Raw genomic sequence first — 19,950 nt, forward strand, 5'->3', positions numbered from 1 at the left:
TATGTCACCGCGAGGGCTAGTCTCTGACATAGACAAACAAATTTCACCTATGTCAAGGAGTTCGAGATGGTCAATGTTCACGGCGCGGTCGCGGTGGTCACCGGGGGTCAGCGCGGCCTGGGCAAGGCCATCGTCGACGAACTTCTCAGCCGCGGCGCAGCCAAGGTCTACGCCACCGCGCGGGCACCCAAGCCGAGCGAGGATCCACGGGTGGTCAGCGTCGCTCTGGACGTCACCGATCCGGATTCGGTGCGCGCACTCGCGGACGCTGCTACCGACGCCCAGATCGTCGTCAACAACGCAGGGGCCATCGCGGGACCGTCACTCCTGAAGGATGACTTCGCCCAGATCCGGTCGGTTTTCGAAACCAACTACTTCGGCGCGTTGCACGTCGCCCGGGCATTTGCGCCGATCCTCGCTGCCAACGGCGGCGGCGCGCTGGTCGACATCGCCTCAGTGCTGTCGTGGTTCAGCGGGTCCGGCGCCTACGGAGACAGCAAGGCAGCGCTGTGGTCGGCGACCAACTCGCTGCGCGCCGAGCTCGCGCCACAGAACACGCTGGTTGTCGGCGCCCACCTGGGCTATACCGACACCGACATGGTGGCCGACGTCGATGCCCCCAAGAACGACCCACGCGACGTCGCCGCCGCGATTCTCGACGGTGTCGAGCGCGACGAGGTCGAGGTCCTCGCCGACGACCTGACGCGGGCCGTCAGGGCTGGGTTGTCGGATCCGATCCCGAATCCGTTGCGCGCAACGTCGGTCTGAACGCAAGGGCGGCAAGACCTGCGCCCAGTTGCCACCCGATGATCGTGTAGATCGCTGCCCGCTCCCAGGCGCCGTCGCCGAGGAGTGTGTCGGCGCCCAGCGCACTGCCGGCGACGAGCATGGCGGCGGAGATCAACCCGATGAGTCCGAGGGCAGCGCCGGCAATGCCGACCGCGCGGAACTGCCTGCGATGCAATAGGACTGCGCCTGCGGTCAGGATCGCCAGGTTGCCGCCGAGAATTGCCGCGGTGGCGCCGCCGACGTGCATCAGCGCAACGGTGCCGGTGCTGCCACTGGGGAAGACGCCGACCACCACCGAGCCGACGCCGTAGATCAGGGCGCCACCGAGGAATGCCGCCGAGCCGCGGCCGCGTGGCATCGCCGCGACCAATACCGCAGCCGCAACTGCGAAGGCCACCCCCTGCGCGATGAACGCGCCGTTCATCCAGGCGGCCATCGGGGACCGCAGCGGCTGGCCCAGGTCGCTGATGTAGTCGCTGGAATAGCTGTAGCCCGACAGGTGTGCTGCGACAACAGCTTCCGTCGTCAGGTAGAACACCCCCGCAACGACCCACAGGCTGGCGGCGACCCGCAGACCCGTTGCCGATGTCGCGGTGCGCACGATGACAGCGTGTCACGCGCTCGTGACCTTCGCGGCTGTCGGGGCTTATTCTGATCCGCGTGAGTAGTCCGAAAGTGCCCGGCGGGGTGGTGCACGAACTGCCGGTCGATCTGCGTGAGGCGCTGAGCGCCAATGACCCGGCACTCGCCGCGTGGATGGACATCACGCCGTTGGCCCGCAACGAGTTCATCTGCTGGGTGGAAGACGCCAAGCAGCAGAAGACCCGCGAGCGGCGGATCCGGCGGACCCAGGAGGAACTCGAGGAAGGGCAGCGTCGGCCCTGCTGCTGGCCGGGGTGCAAGCACCGCGAGCGCACCGGTAAGGCCTGAGCAGAGGACCGCCGGCGACGTTTCCGCGTTCGTTGCCGTATCCGACCGGATGTGCGCGCGAATCGCTAAACTGGCCCGGCCATCGGGTGTGGAACCGGACGGTGCGAAGGGGATTCATGTTTGCCGCTGCAGGCCCTTGTCTCACCGCGGGTATCGCGCTGGTCAGCGCCGGCATCATCGCGGTCGCTCCGGTCGAGCCGCCTCCGATCGCGGTGCCGGCCGTTGATGCGGCTGTGCAACTTGCGGCGATCCCCAGCCCGTTGGTGCTGTACCCGCAGGTGTTCGCGACGGCGTGGGAGAACACCGCAGCGCTGGCGGAGGCGTACTTCGCCGACCCGTTTCCGCTGACCCGGCTGACCGCCCGCAATCAGATCGGGGCATTGGCGGACGCCGCCGAGGCGCTCGCGGCGGGTGACGTCGGTGCGGCGTTGGCCGCTGTCGGTGAGGTGATCGCGCAACCGTTCAGGACCGTGGCCGGTGCGGTCGAGTACGTGGGCACGCTGCTCGATCAGCCCGGCGCAGCGGAGGCCCTGTTCCAGATCGTGTTCAGTCCGCTGCTGGGCGGCATCGCGGCCGCCGGCGTGGCGATCGGTGACATCATCGACGCCGCTGTGGCGCTGGATCTGGTCGGTCTCGTCAACGCCGTGATCAACATTCCGGCCAGGATCATCGACGGGGCGCTCAACGGAGGCTACGGTTCCCCGTTCGGCAACTTCGACAACCTGCCCGGACTCCTGACGCCGCTCACCGTGGAGGGCTACCTCTTCCCGGGGCCCATCGCGTTGGTGATCAACATCGACCAGGACGCCGCTGACTACATCGACGAGCAAGCCGACGCGGATACTGCTACCCCGACCGCCGCAGTTGAAGCCGACACCGTTGCGACGCTGTCTGATTCGACGGAGATCGTCGACGGCGCCGACGGCACCATGGAGGATGAGGCGCCTCCCGAACCCGATCGCGTGAACGAGAAACGCGCAGCACCTGGTGACGAGGCGACCGACGATCATGTGCCGGGCGACGAAGATCCCGTCGACGTCGCCCAGACAGCGGATCAGGACGAGCCGGCCGCCGATGACGATGCCGATGACGATGCCGATGACGATGACAGTGACGCCGGAACCGGCTCCGTCGACGCTGACACCGACGGCGCGGCCGACACCGACGGGACCGACGGCGCAGACTAGCCCTACCGCCGAGTGATGTTCCTGCGGAGAGGTTTTCGGCGACCATAGGGAACAGTCGGCCGTCCTCAGGAGAGTGGTCCACCGACGGTCGGCGGGGTGTGGACGGGGACGTGGTGATGGAAGCGATTGCCACCCGCCCGTTTTGCGCGGTACATCGCGTGATCGGCCATCACCACGAGATGGCTGAGCAGGTGGTAGGCGTTCACATCATCGGGTGGCGGTGTCGTGAGAGGTGTGCAGACGGTGCCGACGCTGGCGGTGACGGGGACCGGCAGTTCGGCGATGGTCTGGCAGATGCGCCTGGCGAGCGGAGTGATGTCGTCGGTCTCCGACAGGCTCGCGACGAGGAACTCCTCGCCTCCGCTACGACCGATCACTGCGGTCTCACCGGTGGCCTCGGGCAGCGCACGAGCGACGGTGACCAGCGCCGCATCACCGGCGTGGTGGCCGTGCATGTCGTTGACGGCCTTGAAGTTGTCGAGGTCGATCAGCGCCACCACCAGGTAGCCGGAGGCGTTCTCGTTGAGAAGCTCCGACGTCGCCTGGAAGAAGGCGCGACGGTTGAACAGGTTGGTCAGCGGATCACGTGCGGCATGCAGTAGATCCGCTCCCAGAGATCGGACGAGCAGTTGGATCGCCAGCGGCATCGTGATGTTGATCGCCAGGACCAGGAACAGGTCCACCAAGGCAAGGGCCGGGTGGCCGGAGACAGCCAGCCTGATCGCCGCGGTGATACCGACCGCCGCCGCGATGGCGAAGTTGTACAGGACCAGCGCAGTGGAATGGAAGAACGCGATGTAGGCGCCGATGATCGCGAACGAGATGCAGCCGACCAACGACGCCAACGGGTCCCCATGTGCGAGACAGGACAATGCGACTGCGGCATTGGACACCAACGCGAACAGGGCGGACTGCCGCTGCGTCGGCCAGCGCCACGTGAACAACAGCACGCCGGCGATGCCGCATCCCACCGCGAACCACGTCATCGCGACCGGCACGGTGCCCCGCGGTCCATCGGAACTGAAGAGCAGCACCAGCAGACACAGCACGAGCGATCCGGTGATCAGGGCCATCGCCAGCCGCACCGGGCCGGTCATCTTGCGGGCACGCAGATACCCACTGAGCCAGTCGTAGTGGCTGGGTCGCAGCCGCCACGCGCTCGGTGGTGTGGCCATTCGTCTTGCCCCCGGTCAGCAATCGCCGATCGCCCTCTTGATCAGGGCGACCGGTGAAAAACGAAATTGCACCACGGATACGCCCGTCAGCGGGCGGAGTGCGAGCTCATCGAGACGGCCTTCGAAGCCAGCCTCACCGATGGGTGACCACCGGTGGTGTCGATTCCCGGGTGTCAGGTATGAAGGCTGAATGCGACTTGTAGATCTTGGGGCGCTTTCCGCCGGGGCGGAGTCGATCCGCGCGACCGCAGGAGCGTTGCTCGGCTGGCCGGGCGACCTGTTCGGCGCCGACGGCGAAACCTTCAGCGCCACACTGACCATCGACGACGACGCTCGGGTCCCGGGTTCGGTCGACCTGCTGCGTCCGGGCACCGTGCACCGGGCGATCGTCCAGTGCGGCCCCGAACGGCGGGACAGTGCCGTGCGGAAACTGTGCCTGAAGATTCCCGACGCCCACGGCGCCGGCCGGGACCAGGATTTCCTGATGGCATCGTCTGGCGACGGCGCACCGTTGCATCACGCTGCGCTGCCGACCGACTCAGTGGCTGCCCTGTATTCGTCGCTCTGGCTCTACCTTGCGGGACTTCAGCCGGTTCTGTTCGGCGCCCTGGCATCAACCACGGGCCGTGATCTGCGCTTCGGTCTCGGCGACGAACTCAGCTTCGCGATCAGCCCACCGGTCGGCCAGTTCCGCAGGATCGGGGCGTTGACGCTGACCGGACCGCACGACGGCGCGGTCCGGTTCGTCGGCCGCAACTGCGGAGGCAACATCTGGCCCCTGCCGCCGGTCGCCTTCTACTGATCAGCTCGACGAGCCCTCGGTGTCGTCGAAGAACGCCCACTCGCCGTCGCCGGAGTCGACCTCCATCCGCCACCCCAGTTCTGAATTGTCGGCCTTCTGGTCGACGAACCAGGCGTGGGCGTCCTCGGCGCTCTCGATGTCCTTCGTGTCGACGACGTCTCCCATGGGATTCATAACGCGGTAAGTAGCCATGAGGCGCGGGTTCCCGTTGTGCCGCAGTCGAAACTGACGAGTCAGTCGCCGCGCCCGGTCGTCTGCTGCAACTCGTCGATGAGGTCGGAGGCCTGGGCCTTCGTCGCATCGTCGGGGACCTCCCGACCGGCTTCGCGGGCCAGCGTGTGCAGGTAGCTGCGCTGGGCACCCGTCATTGGTTCGTCACCTGTCACCCATTCCGACGTATCTTTTTCCGGGGTCTCCCGGGGTGCTTGGTTGTTGTTCTCAGTCATGTTGTGGTCACCTCCGCAGCCCGGGTGCCCGTCGCAACTATGTTCGAAACACGATGACCGCCGGCAAAACATGACAACCCGTGTCACCGCTCGGGCAGCGACCTGCAAGTATCGAGACGTGGGCAACAACGAACGCTCGAAGATCGTCATGACCGACGACGAGATCGCCGAATTCATCGACCACAGCCGGACCGCCACGATGGCCACGGTGCTTCCCAGCGGTCGGCCTCATCTGGTCGCGATGTGGTACGCCGTGCTCGACGGCGAGATCTGGTTCGAGACGAAGGCGAAGTCGCAGAAGGCAGTCAACCTGCGTCGCGACCCGACGATCACCGTGATGATCGAGGACGGCCAGACCTATGACACGCTGCGCGGGGTGTCGATCGACGGTCGAGCCGAAGTCATCGACGACCCCGAGACCAACCTGCGCGTCGGCATCAGCGTGTGGGAGCGCTACACCGGGCCCTACTCCGAGGAGATGCGCCCGTACGTCGACCAGATGATGAACAACCGCATCTGCGTGCGGGTGGTGCCGTCGAGGTTGCGTAGTTGGGACCACCGCAAGCTGGGCATGCCGGGCATGCCGCTGTCGGGAAGCACCGCCCAGTACCTCAGCTGACGGCACCAAAGGTGCTGTGGCGCAGGTGAGTTGCGCGGTTCAGCGGAACGACTGGTGGGGCGGCGCGAATCCGGGGTTTGCCAGCGCGGTTGCGGTGGCGCTGCCGATCGGGCCGTTCTCGTCGACCAAAACCGCGGTGCCGGTGGCGACGCCGGCATGGCTGGAGTGGGTGAGGGCGGCGAGGCCGAGGTACGGACCTTCGGGCAGGCGGCTCAGCGTCAAGGTGTAGTCGGCGTTGATGAACTGCAGTCCGTCCGCGTCGAAGTGGGTCAGCGAGCTTGCGATGTCCCCGGCCATGGCGGCGCGGGTGAAGGGGCTCAACGGCTCACCGTCGACCAACGGGATCAGGTCACGGGTCCACACGTATTTCGGGCCGTCGTGCGCCCACCCCGCCAGCCCGAGGCTGGGGGTGTCTCCGTTGTTGCCGTAGGTCCAGATCAGGGTCACCGCGCCGTCGGGGATCGGGTTCGGTACCGCCGGTGGCGACGGCATGGGCACCGTCGTCGACCATCGTCGGCCGGATGGTTGCTCGCCGCGCCGCAGGAACAGCGCGGAGGCGCGGGCGACGACGGTGTCCGCCTGCGACATGGTCGCTTCCACCAACTTGAGCCGCCGGCCCTCCCGACTGATCTGGGTGTGAACTCGCACCGGCGCCAGAGCGGCAGGCCGAAACAGGTCGACGGTGAGGCGGGCCGGTTGCATCTCGGGGTCGCCGGCGTCGCGTTCGACGACGCACCCGAGGAGGCCACCGACGTAGTTGCCGCTGATGGTCTGTCCCCACGGACCCTGCGCCAGCTCGGTGGGTGCGAACCGGTCACCGTCAGGGACGAAGAATGCCCGAGTTGTCACCGGGCAGACGTTAGCGCTTCGACAGCAACCGTTTGACGTCGGTGGTGATCGGGTCCACGACGTCGGAGTACTCGAGGTGCTTCTCGACGTAGGCCGCGACCATAGGACAGACCGGGACGATCCGCAGCCCGGCTGCCTTCGTGGCGTTCAGCGCCTCCGCGATCAGGATCGTCGCCAGGCCACGCCCACCGAACTCCTCGTCGACCTCGGTGTGCGGAAAGATCCGCTGGTTTCCCTGGTCTGTCGAGTGGTCGAGGAACTCGGTGAAGCCGACCTTCTGCCCGTCGACGGAGATGCTGAATCGGTCCGACTCGGCGGTCACCTCGGTGGGGGCGCCGGTCTTGTCTGTGGTCATGTTCCGAGTTATACCCAGTTCAGCGCGCGGGGTTGCTCCGCGGTCGCAATCTGCCGTTGGGCAGAGGGGGCGCAGGCAGCCTTGTCACCTTGCCTTCGTAGCCGTCGACGGCGCCGAACCGGGTGTCGTGGTTCTGCCACTGCTCCCGGTAGGCCGCGATGTCGTCATGGCTGCGGCCGACGAAGTTCCACCACATCACGAGCTGCTCGTCGAACGGCGTCCCGCCGAGCAGCACTGCCCGCGCGGGTCCGTCGCCGCGATTGGCCAGATGCAGCCCGCCGTGACCGGGGCCCTGGTAGGCCAGGTCGGCCACCCTAAGTGTGGAGCCGCACGCTTCCACCGTGCCCTGGTCGAGCAGCACGCCGTGCTCGAAGGTCTCGTCGATGTCGAGCGTCACCTCCGCGCCGGGTTCGAGGTCGAGCTGCGCGCCGAGCAACGGTGTGAAGGTGTGGACCGGTGAGCGGTCACCTTCGAGTTCGCCGAGAAACACCCGCACGGTCACACCGCCCGCAGAATGGGGCCGCGGAGCGTAGTGCGCAAAGTCGCGGTCACTCTGGCGGGCGGCGTCGGGCAGCGCCACCCAGAGCTGGACCCCGTGCAGCACGGTGGTATTCGCGGTCGACACCTCTGAATGGCAGATCCCCGCACCCGCGGTCATCAGGTTCAGCTCGCCTGGCCGCACCATGGCGTGAACGCCTGCGCTGTCCCGGTGCTCGACCTCGCCGCTGAACAACCAACTCACCGTCTGCAGACCGGTGTGCGGATGCGGGGGCACATCCATCCCGGGGCCTGCACTGACGTCGTGCGGGCCGTAATGGTCGGCGAAACACCAGGCGCCGATCAGCGAGCGTTCCCGCTGAGGCAGGGTGCGACGGACCCGGATCGCCCGGGGGCCTCCCAGTGGCACGTCACGCGGGTGCAGAACACCATCGAATGACGAAGCGACACAGTCGACTTCAGCGGGTGCAGCGTCGGTGTTGCTCATGTGACCACAGTAGTCTCCTCTGCTGTCGACAGGACCATCGCAGACCGGATGACCTCGAGGTCGTGGTCGTCGATACGGAACACCCCGAAGCGGAACTTGTAACCCCAACGCGCCTTGTCCTCGATGAAGTCCAGCTGCTCGATCAGCGGCCGGATCGGCGTCTCGGTGCAGGCCAGGAAATCGACGTTGCGCCGCCACGGTTGGAAATCGGCAGATATGTCCACTTGATACGGCTCGTCGTCGACGACCTGGCCGATCGCGGTGAACGCCTGCAGTGCAGCACCGTCGGGGTGCGCGGTCTTGGGCGAATAGAAGATGATCCAGTCGCCGCGTTCCATCCTGCGCAACATGTGCGGCTTGCCGTGATTGGCCTGTGTGAATCGACCCTGCACCCCTCGCGCGACGTGGTCGCGGCTGACGGTGTTGATCCAGTTCGTCATGGTTCGACGTTATGCCGGTGTACCGACAGTCCGACACCCCCGCGACGCAGCCTGTGGATAGAGTCTGAGCGCATGGGCGACGGCGGGTTGACGGCGGAGGAACTGCGCGGCATCACCTTCGAGAAGCCGGCCTGGCCCAAGCGCGGATACCACGAGAAGTCGGTCAACGATTTCCTCGCACTGGCGTCACGCCGGCTCGACGGCAAGGGGCACCTCTCCGCGGCCGACGTCCGTGCCGTGCGCTTCAACAAGCCGCCGTTCGGCAAGCGTGGTTACGACGAACACCAGGTGGATGCCGTGCTCGCCGAGATCGCCGCCGCCATCGAGCTTCTCGATACCTGACCGGGGCGGCATTGTCTGGTCGCTCACAACGCACATGGTCCGCGCCGGAAGGGGAACCCGGCAACCAACAGGAGGATGCCTGATGAGCGACGGACAGAACGAAGCGCCGGTACGCCGGACCGAGAACGTCACCAGCGCGCCGGTGCTGCTGTACGACGGAGTGTGCGGCGTCTGCAACAGCGCGGTACAGACGATCTTGCGATTCGACCGTGACGGCACCATGCAATTCGCGGCGCTCGACAGCGATGTCGCCAGGGGCGTCATCGCTCGCCATCCCCAGCTGGCCGACGTGGACTCGGTGGTGTTCGTCGAATACCTCGGCGAGCCCGCTGAGCGGATCGCCATCAAGTCGGCCGCAGCACTGCGGGTGGCCGACTACCTCGGCGGACCGTGGCGCGCGTTCCGGGCGGCCGGACTCATCCCGCAGACGGCGCGCGACCGGCTCTACGACGGCTTCGCCCGGATCCGTTACCGCGTCTTCGGAACCCACGACACTTGCCCCATCCCGGCGCCTGAGGTACGCGCGCGTTTCCTGGGCTGAGCGTTCTGTAGTCGAAACGTACGTTAGGGGCATGGCGCAACCGGCTGATCTGAGGATGGGGACCGCATCAGGTCGATGGGTCTTGCTGGCCACGGTCCTCGGTTCGGGAATAGTGATGATCGACAGCACCGTGGTGAACGTGGCACTGCCGCACATCGGTGAAGATCTCGGCGCCGGCTTCAGTGGTCTGCAGTGGACCATCAACGCCTACACGCTCACGTTGGCGGCACTGATCCTGCTCGGCGGATCTCTCGGTGACACGTTCGGGAGACGGCGGATCTTCCTGATCGGGGTCATCTGGTTCGCGGTGGCCTCCGCCGCCTGCGGGTTGGCGCAGAACATCGAGATGCTGATCGCGGCGCGGGCCTTGCAGGGCGTCGGTGGCGCGCTACTCACCCCGGGCAGCCTGGCGCTGATCTCGGCGTCGTTCTGCAAGGCAGACCGTGCTGCCGCGATCGGCGCATGGTCGGGTATGGGTGGGCTGGCCGGGGCCGTGGGTCCGTTTGTCGGCGGCTATCTGGTGGACATCAGTTGGCGGGCGATCTTTCTCATCAATCTGCCGCTTGCTGCCATCGTCGTCGCCGTGACCGTGCTGCGGGTGCCGGAGAGCCGGGACACTGAATCCGCACCGGGCCTCGACGTCAGCGGAACGATCCTGGCGGTGCTGGGGCTGGTCGGATTGACCTACGGGTTCACCGAACTCGCGAATCGGGGAGCCGCGGTGGATGCTCTCGTCGCGGTCGGCGTGGGCGTACTGGCGTTGGTGGTTTTTGTCGTGGTCGAGCGCCGGTCCCCTCATCCCCTGGTCCCGCCGTCCCTGTTCGCCAACGCGACCTTCCGGGTCGCCAACTCCATCACCCTGTTGATCTACGGCGCTCTCGGGGTGGTGTTCCTGCTCCTGGTACTGCAACTGCAGACGGTCGCCGGTTTCAGTCCTATCGCCGCCGGGACGGCACTGCTCCCCGTGACGGCCGTCATGCTGGTGTTCTCGTCGCGGGCCGGCGCTCTTGCCGGACGGATCGGGCCGCGACTGCCGATGACCCTCGGTCCGTTGCTCGCCGCCGCGGGGGTGCTGATGATGCTCCGCATCGGCCCGACCGCGTCGTGGCTCGTGGATGTCCTGCCTGCGGCGCTGCTGTTCGGTGCCGGCCTCGCCCTCGTCGTCGCGCCACTGACCGCGTCGGTACTCGATGCCGCCCCAGACCATCTGGCGGGTTCGGCCTCCGGAGTGAACAACGCTGTCGCTCGCAGCGGAGGACTGATCGCGGTCGCCCTGATCCCAGGTCTCTCGGGCATCAGCGGTGCCGACTACTCCGATCCATCCACCTTCGATTCCGGGTTTCGCGTGGCGATGTCGATCTCAGCCGGGCTGCTTGTCGTCGCGTCCGCCATGGCAGTCGTCGGCCTGAGATCCCGTCCCGAAGCAGAGCCTGAGCGAGGCCGGATGCGCGTCGAAGAGAACGTCCACTGCCCGACTGTCGGCCCCTCGCTGCACCCGAGGCCGGACGCCGTAGGCTGATCTTCATGTAGCACACCAGGTGCTACATTGGTTCGTATGGAAGAGATCGGCGTCCGCGAATTGCGACAGCACGCGTCGCGATACCTCGCCCGTGTCGAAGCCGGCGAGGAACTCGGAGTGACCAACAACGGACGACTCGTCGCTCGACTGATCCCCGTGCATGCCGCCGCGCGTTCCCGCGAAGCCCTGATCGAAGCAGGTGCACTCATCCCAGCGACTCGCCCGCTGAACCTTCTCGAAGTCGCCGCAGAACCAGCACCAGACCAGGAACGCACATTGTCCGATGTGCTCGGCGAGATGCGCGACGAGCAGTGATCTACCTGGACACCTCTGCTCTGACCAAGTTGCTCGTCGTCGAGAACGAGACGTCCGACCTGCAGGCATGGCTCGCCGGGCAGATCGGCCAGGGCGAATACGCCGCCACCAGTGCGCTCGGCCGGGTCGAACTGATGAGAGTGGTTGCCCGCTATGGAGACCCGGGGCAAGTCGAGCGGGCCCGCTACCTACTCGACGGCCTAGACATCCTGCCGCTCACCGAACGGGTGATCGCGCTCGCGGAAACGATCGGCCCACCCACCCTGCGTTCTCTCGACGCCATCCACCTTGCGGCCGCCGCGCACATCGAGGCCGGGCTGACAGCGTTTGTCACGTACGACCACCGCCTGCTGGCCGGCTGCCGTGACGTCGGTCTCGCCACGGCATCACCCGGTCGCACCGGGTGATCTGACTCGCGCTTGGTCGTATTGCTCCGCTGCGATTCCTCGTGAGGTATTCCTGAGAGGAAGAGTTAGAGAGGGTGCGTTCATGCCTACTCCACTGTTGCCGCCGGGCTTCGACTTCACCGATCCCGACATCTATGCCCAACGGTTGCCGGTGCAGGAACTGGCTGAACTGCGCCGCACCGAACCTATTTGGTGGAACGCTCAGCCCCTCGACGTCGGCGGTTTCGCCGACGGCGGCTATTGGGTGGTCACCAAGCACCGTGACGTGCGTGAGGTGTCCCTGCGCAGTGACGTGTTCTCCTCGGCCGAGAAGTCGGTGGTGCCGCGCTACAAGGAGACCGGAGGCGGTGGCCAGATCGAGGCCGGCCGGGCGTCGATGATCATGATGGACGAACCGGAGCACACCCGACTGCGCCGCATCATCTCGCGAGGATTCACCCCGCGGGCCGTCGAGCGGTTGCGTGCCGAACTGAGTGAGCGCGCACAGCGCATTGCCGCAGACGCGGCCGGGCTGTCGTCGGGCGACTTCGTTCGGCAGGTGGCGTGCGAGCTGCCGCTGCAGGCGATCGCCGGTCTGCTGGGGGTGCCGCTGGAGGACCGCGGCAAGCTGTTCGACTGGAGCAACCAGATGATCGGCAACGAGGATCCCGAGTTCGCCGAGTACGACTCGCTCGGATCGGCTGCCGAGTTGATGTGGTACGCAATGCAGTTGGCGGCACGCAAGGCCGAAGATCCGGGAGACGACATCGTCAGCGCGTTGGTCGACGCCGACGCCGACGGCCAACTCACCGACGCCGAATTCGGGATGTTCGTCGTCACGCTGACGATCGCGGGCAACGAGACGACGCGGCAGTCCATCACGCAGGGCATGATGGCGTTCGCCGACTTCCCGGAGCAGTGGGAGCTGTTCAAGGAGCGGCGGCCGAAGACCGCCGCTGACGAGATCATCCGCTGGGCGTCACCGATCAATGCGTTCCAGCGCACCGCCCTGGCGGACACCGAACTCGGGGGAGTGCGGATCAAGAAGGGGCAGCGGCTGGTGTTGTTCTACCGGTCGGCGAACTTCGACGAAGAGATCTTCGACGACCCGTGCAGCTTCGACATCCTCCGAGATCCCAACCCGCACCTCGGGTTCGGCGGCACCGGCGCGCACTACTGCGTCGGCGCCAGCCTGGCGCGGATGACGATCGACCTGATGTTCAACGCGATCGCCGATCACCTTCCCGATCTGCGGCCGATCGGCGAACCCGAACGTCTGCGATCGAGCATGATCAACGGCATCAAACACTGGCAGGTCGACTACACCGGGAGTTGTTGACCGCGCGCACCAGAGACGACGGTGTAGGACCGGGTGCGCTCGGGGCGTTCCCACAGCACTCCGCCGTCGCCCGTGACGCCTGCTCTGATCAGTTCGCGCTTGAGGATCTTGTTGGTGGCAGTCTGCGGCAGCGTCGTGTTGAGACGGACGAACCGTGGCCAACCCTTGGGGGACAGATCTTCCTGGGCGCCGAGGAAGCCCTCGAACTCCGCCGGGCTGAGGTCGGCGCCGTCATTGAGCACCACTGCCGCCATGATCTGGTCGCCGACGTGAGGGTCGGGCACCGCGTAGACGGCCACCTGGTTGATCTGCGGCAGCCTGAGCAGGATGCGTTCGATCGGTGCGGCGGCGAGGTTCTCGCCGTCGACACGCATCCAGTCGGTGGTGCGTCCCGCAAGGTAGATCCAGCCCTCGGCGTCCCGGTAGGCGAGGTCCCCGGACCAGTACATGCCGTGGCGCATTCGCTCGTTGGTGGCGTCGGGGTCGTTGTAGTAGCCGCCGAACGCGCCGCCACCGGTGGTGTTGACCAGTTCGCCGACGGCGTCGTCGAAGTTGGCCAGGGCACCGGTGTCATCGAATTCAGCTGTGGCGCATTCGGTCACGGTGTCGGCGCGGTAGACCGCCACGCCGTCCCAGCCCTTACCGATGGACCCTGGTGGGGTGCCGTCCTCGCGCACCACGATGACCGCGAACTCGCTGGAGCCGAAGCCGTCCATCACCCGGCAGCCGAACCGCCGGGCGAAGTCGTCGATGTCACGGTCGGCGGCCTCGTTCCCGAACGCGACACGCAGTGTGTTGTCGGCGTCGTCGGGTTGCTCATGAGTACCCAGTACCAGCGCCAACGGCTTGCCGACGTAGTTGACGTAGGTGACGCCGTAGCGGCGGATGTCAGTGAGGAACCGTGATGCCGAGAACCTGGCCGGCACCATCGCCGCGCCACTGCAGACGGCCACCGACCAACCGGCCGCGACACCGTTCGAATGGAACAGCGGCATCGACAGATAGCAGACGTCGGCGGGGGTCACCTCGAGTTGCAGGACCAGACTGCTGCCGCTGAGCACCGCCATCACGTGGGCGAACGGGACAGCCTTGGGGTTGCCGCTGGTGCCTGAGGTGAAGATCAGCATCAGCGGGTCGGTGGCGGCGACCTCGCGGTGCGGCACCAGAGGCCCGGCAGACCGGACCGCATCGACGTAGGTCGCCGAGGTCACGTCGAGGACCGTGATGCCCGACAGATCCAGCTCCGCCAGCAGTCCCGCATGTTCCGAATCGATCAGCAGCAGTTGGCAATCCGCGCGCCGGATGTCGGCGAGCAGCCCCTCGCCGCGGCGGGTGGTGTTGATGCCGCACAGCACATATCCGCCGAGGGCGGCCGCGGCCATCGAGCGCAGCATCTCAGGAGTGTTGCCGAGCAGCACCCCGACATGAAGCGGACGGGCGGGGTCGGCCATCCCGATCAGCGCCGCCGCCTCGGCTGACGCTTCCGCGAGGTGTTCGCGCCACGTCCAGGTCCGGTCCTCGCACACGACGGCGGGGGAGTCGTCGTGCAGGCGGTCGCGCAGGATCTGCTGAACGGTTTCATGCACGGGGCGCCTCCTCAGGGGTCATCGGGATGTGAACACCATTCCGGGGTAGTCGTTCTCGGCGACGTCGTCACAGTGACGGCGGTAGGTGCCGAACCCGCCGATGTAGGGCATGAACACCCGCTTCTTGCCCTCGATGTTGGCGCCGAGGTACCACGAGGACGCGGCCTGGACGAACAGTGTGCCCTCCGCGACCTGGGTGACGTGTCGGGTCCAGGCGTCGGCGGCATCACGGCGCACCTCGACGTGGTCGGCGTTCTGGGCACGCGCGGCGGTGATCAACCCGATCGCCCAGTCGACCTGGACCTCGGCGTGCAGCACCATGTTCGCCAGCACCGACGGGCTGCCCGGCCCACTGAAGCTGAACAGGTTCGGCAGACCAGGAATCATCAAGCCGAGGAACGTGATCGGACCCTCTGCCCAGACATCGCTGAGCCGGACACCGCCGGGGCCGACCGGGTTGATGCGGGTCAGCGCGCCCGTCATCGCGTCGAACCCGGTGGCGAAGACCATTGCGTCGCAGGGGTAGCTCGCGGTGCTGGTCTGCACGGCGTCGACGGTGACGGCGGTGATGGGTTCCCGACGCAGGTTGACGAGCGTGACGTGTTCCCGGTTGAACGTCGCGTAGTAGCCGGTGTCGGTGCAGATGCGTTTGGTGCCGATGGGGTGGTCCACCGGAATGAGATCCTCGGCGACGGCGGGGTCGGCGACGATCTCCCGGATCCGCGCTTCGGCGAACTCCCGGGCGATGGTGTTGGCGGCGAGGTCGGTGAGCTGATCGGGGAACGTCTTGCTGAACAGCACCCCGCCCTCGGCCCATCGCTGGCGCAGCGCGGCTTCGCGCTCCTCGGGGCTGGTCTCGGCGGCGGGCTTCGCGGGGCTGGTGTGCGGGGTGCCCGCCGGAGCGTACGAGGACCGCCGGCGCCGGTCGGGATACTCGGCCCTGATGCGCTGCAGATCGTCGTCGGTCCAGGGTCGGTTCGGCATCGGCACGCTGTAGTTCGGTGACCGCTGGAACACCGTCAGCGACGCCGCCGAATCCGCAAGATGAGGCACCGCCTGGATGCCCGACGACCCGGTGCCGATCAGCCCGACTCTCTTGCCACCGAAGTCCGGTTCGTTGTCGGGCCAGGCTGCCGTGTAGTAGATCTCACCGCCGAAGTCGTCGATGCCTGGGATGTCGGGTCGGTTGACCTCGGACAGGCACCCGGTGGCGCACAACAGGTAGTTGGCCCGCTCGGACGTGCCGGTCGACATCTGCACCTCCCACGTCCCGGACCGGGCGTCGAAGGCTGCCCCGGTCACCGTGGTGCCGAAGCGGTAGTGGCGGCTCAGATCGAAGTGACTGGCCACGTGTTCGAGGTAGGCGAGGATCTCGGGTTGCGCCGCGTACCGCTCGGTCCACGTCCACGTCTGCTGCAGATCCTCGTCGAAAGAGTAGGAGTAGTCGACGCTTTCGACGTCACAGCGGGCGCCCGGGTAGCGGTTCCAGTACCAGGTGCCGCCGACTCCGTCCGCGGCATCGATGCCCAGGACCGTCAGGCCGGCAGCAGTCGCACGGTGCACCGCGTACAGCCCGGCGAAGCCTGCGCCGATAACGATCACGTCGTAGCCTTCGGCGGTCATGACACCGCCTCGGTGACGCGGTTCGCCAGCAGCTCGCGCATGTCCGTCCACAGCAGATCGCGGGCTGCGATGGCGGGCGGGAAAGTCAGCATCGTGAGGAAGCCGTGGAACAGACCGTGAAAGTCGCGGTGCAGCACTGGGACTCCAGCCGAGCGTAGCCGTTGGGCGTAGGCCACACCTTCGCTGTGCAGCGGGTCGAGGGTGGCGGTGACGACGACCGCGGGCGGCAGACCCGCCAGCGACTCCGCGCGTCCCGGGGCGACCAGGTAGGCGGGGTCGGGCAGCGCCCCGCCGAGGTACTGCTGCCAATACCATTGCAGCGCCGCATGGGTGGTGAAGTAACCGGTGGCTCTCAGTCGGTGGCTGGAGGTGTCACACGACGGATCGATCATCGGGTAGAGCAGCACCTGCGCGACGGGCAGGGTCGAGCCTCGGTCGCGACACAGCAGGGGCGTCACCGCGGCGAGGTTGCCCCCGGCGCTGTCACCGGCGACCGCGATCCGACGCGGATCGACACCGAGTTCGGCGGCGTGACGGACAACCCAGTCGAACGCCCCGTAGGCGTCTTCCGCTGCGGCAGGTGACGGATGCTCGGGGGCGCGCCGGTAGTCGACGGAGACGACCACGGAGTCGGTGTGGCGCGACATCGCCCGGCAGAACCCGTCGTGACTCTCGATGTCGCACAACACGAAACCACCGCCGTGGGAGAAGACCACGGCGGGCCGGGGTGCAGCGCCGCCGCCGTGCGGTTGGTAGATCCTGACGGCGACGGGTCCGGCCGCCGTGGCGATCGTCCGGTCCTCGGCGCCAGCGACATCGTCGACGTTGGTGACCGGTTGGCGCCGCGCCGCAACCGCGGCGCGCGCATCGGTCGCCGACATCCGCTCGACCGCGGGGAAGGCGTCGTTGAGCGTGCGCAGCATCGCGGCTACACCGTCGTCCATGGGCTCCTCGTAGGTGGTGATCTGTTTCTATCAGAAATAGAGACTCGGCCGGGCTGAATTGTCGGCATCGTCTAGTGCCTGCTCCTCTAGGGTGTCGCCATGGCCGACGACGACACCGATCCGCAGCCGCGTCTGCGGTCGACGAGCTACGCGGTGCTGGGTCTGCTGTCGTTCGGCCAGGAACTGTCCGGCTTCGACATGAAGCGCTGGGCGGACTGGAGTCTGAAGTTCTTCTACTGGGCACCGTCCTACAGCCAGATCTACGGCGAGCTGCACCGCCTCGAGGAACTCGGGCTGGTGGTGTCGCGGTTGGACGACAACAAGAACGTGCAGCGCAAGCGTGGGGAACGCGAGAAGCGGGTCTACCGCATCACCGCCGCGGGGGAGAGGGCCGTGTCCGCTTGGACCGCCGAGGCCGCACCCGAGCCGGCGGTGCTCAAGCACGGCATCATGCTGCGAGCGTGGCTGGGCCACACCGCCGAACCGGCCAAACTGCGGGAGATGGTGCTGGCACACCGCGCGCAGTCCGAACGCATGAGGGTGCTCGCCGAAGATCACGCGCAGGGCGCCGCCCCCGTTCCGGAGTGGGCCTATCCCGTCGCGGTGCTCAACTGGTCGGCCCAGTACTACGCCGACGAGGTCGCCCGCGCCGATACGCTGCTCGCCGAGCTGGACCGCCTCGCCGCCCAACGCAAACGCGAGGCCAGACGCAAGGGGTGACGATCACGCCGGCCGGTAGCGCAACAGCGTGACCCCTGTCCCGGGCACGTCATGGAACACCGGGGCCACGCGCATGCCGATCTGGATCTGCTCGGGTTCGACGTCGACGAGTTCGGTGCTCACCTTCGGCCCGGCGTCCCACTCGACGACCGCGAGCAGCTGGGGCAGGGCATCCGCCCACGGCGGGCCGGTGGGTCGCTGAGCCACCGTGTAGGTGAACAGCGTTCCGGCACCGTCGATTTCGCGCCACTCCAGATCGTCGGCCAGCGTGCCCGGCGCCAGCGTGCGCGGGTAGAACACGTAGCGGCTCAGCGAGGGGGAGTACTGGATCAGGATCCGGTGCTCGGTCAAGGCGTGCCAGTACGGCGCGGACACCGGGGTGGGCTCCGGCAGGGGCGGGGTCTCGGGCATGCTCAATCGCCTCCCAGCACCAGAGCCACCTGCTCACTCATGATGCCGCCAGTACCGGTGACGAACGCGACGTCGCAGTCGGAGACCTGGGCGGCGGCACCGCGGCCCATCACCTGGCGGGCGGCGTCGACCACGTGGTGCATGCCGCCCGCCATCCCGGCCTGCCCGAACGACAACTGCCCGCCCGCGGTGTTGAGCGGGAAGTCCCCGCGGTAGGTCAGGTCGCGGTCGTTGATCCATGACGCGCCTCGGCCTTTGGCGCAGAAGCCCGCGTCCTCGAGGGTCATCAGCACGGTGATCGTGTAGCAGTCGTAGAGGGAGGCGACATCTACGTCCGCCTGGGTCAGACCCGCCATCGTGAATGCCTTGGCGGAGGACCGTGCGACCGGAGTGGTCATCAGGTCCTCGGCGTAGGTGGCCGTCTTGAACGCGATGTGCTCACCGAAACCCTTCACCCACACCGGGCGGTGGCGTGATCGTGCGGCGAGGTCGGCGTTGGCGATCAACACGCCTGCGCCACCCTGGACCCGCATCACGGTCTCCAGCATGTGGATCGGGTCGGCGATCATCGGGCTGTCGAGCACGTCGTCGATGGTGAGCGGCTTGCCGTGGAACACCGCGTCGGGATGGGCGCAGGCGTTGGTGCGTTGGTCGACCGCGATCTTCGCGAGTGCACGCGCGTCGTAGCCGTACAGCGCGGCATAACGCTGCGCGATCTGGGCGTAAGGCGCGTTCTGGCCGACGTTTCCGTAGGGGATCTCGAACTCCGCCTGCGGTGACCCGAAGATGTTGCTCGACGCCCCGTACCAGGCGGGCGGTGCTGCGGGATGGCGCTGCGATCGGGGCAGCATCGTCGACCCCGGCACGACCGCCAGCACGGCATCACACAGTCCCAGTTCGACTGCCACGGCCGCACGCCACACCATGCCCGCCGACGTCGCACCGCCCAGGTCGACGCGCTCACCGAAATCGATGGGCATGCCCAGGTATTCGCTCAGCGTGGCGGGAGCGAACATCGCCGACTCCGCGATGCCGTGGCAGACGAGGCCGTTGATCGCCGCGGCGTCCAGACCGGAGTCCGCGATCACCATCGCGGCCAGCGCCGCGTACTGGTCGATGGTGAACTGCTCGGGTCGGGTCTGCTTGCGCTGCGCGGGAAGTTCCGCGATACCGACGATGGCCGCCTCGCCGCGAAGCCCGGCCATCACACCGTCGCCGATCGTGACGGCAGCGCGACGGTCGCGGTGCCCGGCATCAGCACGGTGTCACCGCGGCGCCCGGCGATGTCGAGGTCGACCAGGCCGACCCCGTGGTCGATCCGCGTGCCGGTCACCACCCCGCCGAAGGTGAGTTCCTCACCGGGGTAGGCCACCGCGCGGTTCTGCACCGAGAACCGGACCAACCGGCCGTGACCGCCGATCCAGTCGGTGAGGGCGCGGGACAGCAGCGCCGACTGCAGCGGACCCTGAACCAGGACGTCGTCGTAACCCTCGACGGTGGTGGCCCAGTCCCGGTCGTAGTGGATGCGGTGCCCGTTGTAGGTGGCGGCGCTGAAGAAGAACATCTGGGTCCGGTCGACGGTGACGACCAGCGACGGGATCTCGTCGCCGGGCGCGACGTCCTCGTAGCACACCTGGTCGGTCACCG

The 19,950-nt window shown here is 67.2% G+C and carries 26 protein-coding genes; 12 read left to right on the plus strand and 14 right to left on the minus strand.

What is annotated here, in order from left to right:
- Positions 1 to 66 precede the first annotated feature (66 nt).
- A complete protein-coding gene (locus ABDC78_RS00165; protein ID WP_178357635.1) occupies positions 67 to 768 on the plus strand; it encodes an SDR family oxidoreductase in 702 nt (233 codons plus the stop codon).
- Here the strand turns inward: ABDC78_RS00165 and ABDC78_RS00170 are convergent.
- Complete coding sequence (locus ABDC78_RS00170; protein ID WP_178357634.1) at positions 713 to 1,390, minus strand: DUF998 domain-containing protein; 678 nt, start codon at positions 1,388 to 1,390, stop codon at positions 713 to 715. The genes ABDC78_RS00165 and ABDC78_RS00170 overlap by 56 nt on opposite strands.
- Positions 1,391 to 1,449: 59 nt before the next feature.
- On the opposite strand from ABDC78_RS00170, the gene ABDC78_RS00175 reads away from it, so the two are divergent.
- Both ABDC78_RS00175 and ABDC78_RS00180 read left to right on the plus strand, forming a co-directional pair.
- Positions 1,450 to 1,719, plus strand: a complete 270-nt coding sequence (locus ABDC78_RS00175; protein ID WP_178357633.1) for a YdeI/OmpD-associated family protein — start codon at positions 1,450 to 1,452, stop codon at positions 1,717 to 1,719.
- A 116-nt stretch (positions 1,720 to 1,835) separates the two neighbouring features.
- On the plus strand, positions 1,836 to 2,906 hold the full coding sequence (locus ABDC78_RS00180; RefSeq protein ID WP_178357632.1) for a hypothetical protein: 1,071 nt from the start codon (positions 1,836 to 1,838) through the stop codon (positions 2,904 to 2,906).
- Between the two features lie 65 nt (positions 2,907 to 2,971).
- On the opposite strand, the gene ABDC78_RS00185 is transcribed toward ABDC78_RS00180, so the two are convergent.
- On the minus strand, positions 2,972 to 4,081 hold the full coding sequence (locus tag ABDC78_RS00185; protein ID WP_178357631.1) for a GGDEF domain-containing protein: 1,110 nt from the start codon (positions 4,079 to 4,081) through the stop codon (positions 2,972 to 2,974).
- A 190-nt stretch (positions 4,082 to 4,271) separates the two neighbouring features.
- Between ABDC78_RS00185 and ABDC78_RS00190 the strand changes: the two genes are divergently transcribed.
- Positions 4,272 to 4,883 (plus strand): hypothetical protein, encoded by a 612-nt coding sequence (locus tag ABDC78_RS00190; protein WP_178357630.1) that lies wholly within the window; start codon positions 4,272 to 4,274, stop codon positions 4,881 to 4,883.
- Here the strand turns inward: ABDC78_RS00190 and ABDC78_RS00195 are convergent, their stop codons facing one another.
- Both ABDC78_RS00195 and ABDC78_RS00200 read right to left on the minus strand, forming a co-directional pair.
- Entirely contained in the window at positions 4,884 to 5,075 is a 192-nt protein-coding gene (locus ABDC78_RS00195; protein ID WP_178357629.1) for a hypothetical protein, read from the minus strand.
- Between the two features lie 41 nt (positions 5,076 to 5,116).
- Positions 5,117 to 5,329, minus strand: a complete 213-nt coding sequence (locus ABDC78_RS00200; RefSeq protein WP_178357628.1) for a DUF3072 domain-containing protein — start codon at positions 5,327 to 5,329, stop codon at positions 5,117 to 5,119.
- A 118-nt stretch (positions 5,330 to 5,447) separates the two neighbouring features.
- On the opposite strand from ABDC78_RS00200, the gene ABDC78_RS00205 reads away from it, so the two are divergent.
- Positions 5,448 to 5,948 (plus strand): PPOX class F420-dependent oxidoreductase, encoded by a 501-nt coding sequence (locus ABDC78_RS00205; protein WP_178357627.1) that lies wholly within the window; start codon positions 5,448 to 5,450, stop codon positions 5,946 to 5,948.
- A gap of 39 nt (positions 5,949 to 5,987) precedes the next feature.
- On the opposite strand, the gene ABDC78_RS00210 is transcribed toward ABDC78_RS00205, so the two are convergent.
- The 4 genes from ABDC78_RS00210 to ABDC78_RS00225 are packed head-to-tail and all read right to left on the minus strand — an operon-like array spanning position 5,988 to position 8,577.
- Positions 5,988 to 6,797, minus strand: a complete 810-nt coding sequence (locus ABDC78_RS00210) for an acyl-CoA thioesterase domain-containing protein (protein ID WP_178357626.1) — start codon at positions 6,795 to 6,797, stop codon at positions 5,988 to 5,990.
- A 10-nt stretch (positions 6,798 to 6,807) separates the two neighbouring features.
- Positions 6,808 to 7,152 (minus strand): GNAT family N-acetyltransferase, encoded by a 345-nt coding sequence (locus tag ABDC78_RS00215; protein WP_178357625.1) that lies wholly within the window; start codon positions 7,150 to 7,152, stop codon positions 6,808 to 6,810.
- 19 nt (positions 7,153 to 7,171) lie between these two features.
- Positions 7,172 to 8,137 carry a pirin family protein gene (locus ABDC78_RS00220; protein WP_178357624.1) on the minus strand — a complete coding sequence of 322 codons (966 nt, stop codon included), beginning with the start codon at positions 8,135 to 8,137 and terminating at the stop codon, positions 7,172 to 7,174.
- A complete protein-coding gene (locus ABDC78_RS00225; protein ID WP_178357623.1) occupies positions 8,134 to 8,577 on the minus strand; it encodes an EVE domain-containing protein in 444 nt (147 codons plus the stop codon). The genes ABDC78_RS00220 and ABDC78_RS00225 overlap by 4 nt, the downstream gene beginning before the upstream one ends.
- 72 nt (positions 8,578 to 8,649) lie before the next feature.
- Between ABDC78_RS00225 and ABDC78_RS00230 the strand changes: the two genes are divergently transcribed.
- From ABDC78_RS00230 to ABDC78_RS00255, 6 genes are all read left to right on the plus strand, one after another.
- Positions 8,650 to 8,919, plus strand: coding sequence for a DivIVA domain-containing protein (locus tag ABDC78_RS00230; protein WP_178357622.1), 270 nt, complete (start codon positions 8,650 to 8,652; stop codon positions 8,917 to 8,919).
- Positions 8,920 to 9,001: 82 nt separating this feature from the next.
- Positions 9,002 to 9,460, plus strand: coding sequence for a DCC1-like thiol-disulfide oxidoreductase family protein (locus ABDC78_RS00235; RefSeq protein ID WP_178357621.1), 459 nt, complete (start codon positions 9,002 to 9,004; stop codon positions 9,458 to 9,460).
- Positions 9,461 to 9,491: 31 nt separating this feature from the next.
- The gene (locus ABDC78_RS00240; protein WP_178357620.1) at positions 9,492 to 10,979 is read left to right on the plus strand and encodes an MFS transporter; all 1,488 of its coding nucleotides are present in this window, start codon (positions 9,492 to 9,494) and stop codon (positions 10,977 to 10,979) included.
- A gap of 36 nt (positions 10,980 to 11,015) precedes the next feature.
- Positions 11,016 to 11,294, plus strand: coding sequence for a type II toxin-antitoxin system Phd/YefM family antitoxin (locus tag ABDC78_RS00245; protein ID WP_178357619.1), 279 nt, complete (start codon positions 11,016 to 11,018; stop codon positions 11,292 to 11,294).
- On the plus strand, positions 11,291 to 11,701 hold the full coding sequence (locus ABDC78_RS00250) for a type II toxin-antitoxin system VapC family toxin (protein WP_178357618.1): 411 nt from the start codon (positions 11,291 to 11,293) through the stop codon (positions 11,699 to 11,701). Before ABDC78_RS00245 ends, ABDC78_RS00250 begins: the two co-directional genes overlap by 4 nt.
- 82 nt (positions 11,702 to 11,783) lie before the next feature.
- Positions 11,784 to 13,019 carry a cytochrome P450 gene (locus tag ABDC78_RS00255; protein WP_178357617.1) on the plus strand — a complete coding sequence of 412 codons (1,236 nt, stop codon included), beginning with the start codon at positions 11,784 to 11,786 and terminating at the stop codon, positions 13,017 to 13,019.
- Here the strand turns inward: ABDC78_RS00255 and fadD1 are convergent.
- Genes fadD1 through ABDC78_RS00270 form a run of 3 tightly spaced genes read right to left on the minus strand, consistent with a single transcriptional unit; the run spans position 13,001 to position 17,172 of the window.
- Positions 13,001 to 14,605, minus strand: coding sequence for a fatty-acid--CoA ligase FadD1 (gene fadD1 / locus ABDC78_RS00260; RefSeq protein WP_178357616.1), 1,605 nt, complete (start codon positions 14,603 to 14,605; stop codon positions 13,001 to 13,003). The two genes, ABDC78_RS00255 and fadD1, sit on opposite strands and share 19 nt — an antisense overlap.
- A gap of 18 nt (positions 14,606 to 14,623) precedes the next feature.
- Positions 14,624 to 16,228, minus strand: a complete 1,605-nt coding sequence (locus ABDC78_RS00265; RefSeq protein ID WP_178357615.1) for an NAD(P)/FAD-dependent oxidoreductase — start codon at positions 16,226 to 16,228, stop codon at positions 14,624 to 14,626.
- Complete coding sequence (locus ABDC78_RS00270; RefSeq protein ID WP_178357614.1) at positions 16,225 to 17,172, minus strand: alpha/beta hydrolase; 948 nt, start codon at positions 17,170 to 17,172, stop codon at positions 16,225 to 16,227. The genes ABDC78_RS00265 and ABDC78_RS00270 overlap by 4 nt, the downstream gene beginning before the upstream one ends.
- A 99-nt stretch (positions 17,173 to 17,271) precedes the next feature.
- Between ABDC78_RS00270 and ABDC78_RS00275 the strand changes: the two genes are divergently transcribed.
- Positions 17,272 to 17,892 (plus strand): PadR family transcriptional regulator, encoded by a 621-nt coding sequence (locus ABDC78_RS00275; RefSeq protein WP_178357613.1) that lies wholly within the window; start codon positions 17,272 to 17,274, stop codon positions 17,890 to 17,892.
- Between the two features lie 3 nt (positions 17,893 to 17,895).
- Here ABDC78_RS00275 and ABDC78_RS00280 read toward each other — a convergent pair whose 3' ends face one another.
- From ABDC78_RS00280 to ABDC78_RS00290, 3 genes are read right to left on the minus strand one after another with little or no spacing between them, the layout of a single operon-like run.
- Positions 17,896 to 18,303: an OB-fold domain-containing protein gene (locus tag ABDC78_RS00280; RefSeq protein ID WP_178357612.1), complete on the minus strand. Its 408-nt coding sequence runs from the start codon at positions 18,301 to 18,303 to the stop codon at positions 17,896 to 17,898.
- A 2-nt stretch (positions 18,304 to 18,305) separates the two neighbouring features.
- A complete protein-coding gene (locus ABDC78_RS00285; protein ID WP_178357611.1) occupies positions 18,306 to 19,508 on the minus strand; it encodes a thiolase family protein in 1,203 nt (400 codons plus the stop codon).
- On the minus strand, positions 19,508 to 19,948 hold the full coding sequence (locus ABDC78_RS00290) for a MaoC/PaaZ C-terminal domain-containing protein (RefSeq protein WP_178357610.1): 441 nt from the start codon (positions 19,946 to 19,948) through the stop codon (positions 19,508 to 19,510). The genes ABDC78_RS00285 and ABDC78_RS00290 overlap by 1 nt, the downstream gene beginning before the upstream one ends.
- Between the last annotated feature and the right edge of the window lie 2 nt (positions 19,949 to 19,950).

The organism is Mycobacterium sp. DL (assembly GCF_039729195.1).
GTDB classification, from domain to species: domain Bacteria; phylum Actinomycetota; class Actinomycetes; order Mycobacteriales; family Mycobacteriaceae; genus Mycobacterium; species Mycobacterium hippocampi_A.

What these genes read in the sequence shown, in the direction of transcription:
- ABDC78_RS00165 (WP_178357635.1), top strand. Translation starts at nt 67, where the DNA reads ATGGTCAATGTTCACGGCGCGGTCGCGGTGGTCACCGGGGGTCAGCGC.
- ABDC78_RS00180 (WP_178357632.1), top strand. Translation starts at nt 1,836, where the DNA reads ATGTTTGCCGCTGCAGGCCCTTGTCTCACCGCGGGTATCGCGCTGGTC.
- ABDC78_RS00185 (WP_178357631.1), bottom strand. Translation starts at nt 4,081, where the DNA reads ATGGCCACACCACCGAGCGCGTGGCGGCTGCGACCCAGCCACTACGAC.
- ABDC78_RS00190 (WP_178357630.1), top strand. Translation starts at nt 4,272, where the DNA reads ATGCGACTTGTAGATCTTGGGGCGCTTTCCGCCGGGGCGGAGTCGATC.
- ABDC78_RS00195 (WP_178357629.1), bottom strand. Translation starts at nt 5,075, where the DNA reads ATGGCTACTTACCGCGTTATGAATCCCATGGGAGACGTCGTCGACACG.
- ABDC78_RS00200 (WP_178357628.1), bottom strand. Translation starts at nt 5,329, where the DNA reads ATGACTGAGAACAACAACCAAGCACCCCGGGAGACCCCGGAAAAAGAT.
- ABDC78_RS00215 (WP_178357625.1), bottom strand. Translation starts at nt 7,152, where the DNA reads ATGACCACAGACAAGACCGGCGCCCCCACCGAGGTGACCGCCGAGTCG.
- ABDC78_RS00220 (WP_178357624.1), bottom strand. Translation starts at nt 8,137, where the DNA reads ATGAGCAACACCGACGCTGCACCCGCTGAAGTCGACTGTGTCGCTTCG.
- ABDC78_RS00225 (WP_178357623.1), bottom strand. Translation starts at nt 8,577, where the DNA reads ATGACGAACTGGATCAACACCGTCAGCCGCGACCACGTCGCGCGAGGG.
- ABDC78_RS00230 (WP_178357622.1), top strand. Translation starts at nt 8,650, where the DNA reads ATGGGCGACGGCGGGTTGACGGCGGAGGAACTGCGCGGCATCACCTTC.
- ABDC78_RS00235 (WP_178357621.1), top strand. Translation starts at nt 9,002, where the DNA reads ATGAGCGACGGACAGAACGAAGCGCCGGTACGCCGGACCGAGAACGTC.
- ABDC78_RS00240 (WP_178357620.1), top strand. Translation starts at nt 9,492, where the DNA reads ATGGCGCAACCGGCTGATCTGAGGATGGGGACCGCATCAGGTCGATGG.
- ABDC78_RS00245 (WP_178357619.1), top strand. Translation starts at nt 11,016, where the DNA reads ATGGAAGAGATCGGCGTCCGCGAATTGCGACAGCACGCGTCGCGATAC.
- ABDC78_RS00255 (WP_178357617.1), top strand. Translation starts at nt 11,784, where the DNA reads ATGCCTACTCCACTGTTGCCGCCGGGCTTCGACTTCACCGATCCCGAC.
- ABDC78_RS00265 (WP_178357615.1), bottom strand. Translation starts at nt 16,228, where the DNA reads ATGACCGCCGAAGGCTACGACGTGATCGTTATCGGCGCAGGCTTCGCC.
- ABDC78_RS00270 (WP_178357614.1), bottom strand. Translation starts at nt 17,172, where the DNA reads ATGGACGACGGTGTAGCCGCGATGCTGCGCACGCTCAACGACGCCTTC.
- ABDC78_RS00275 (WP_178357613.1), top strand. Translation starts at nt 17,272, where the DNA reads ATGGCCGACGACGACACCGATCCGCAGCCGCGTCTGCGGTCGACGAGC.
- ABDC78_RS00280 (WP_178357612.1), bottom strand. Translation starts at nt 18,303, where the DNA reads ATGCCCGAGACCCCGCCCCTGCCGGAGCCCACCCCGGTGTCCGCGCCG.
- ABDC78_RS00285 (WP_178357611.1), bottom strand. Translation starts at nt 19,508, where the DNA reads ATGGCCGGGCTTCGCGGCGAGGCGGCCATCGTCGGTATCGCGGAACTT.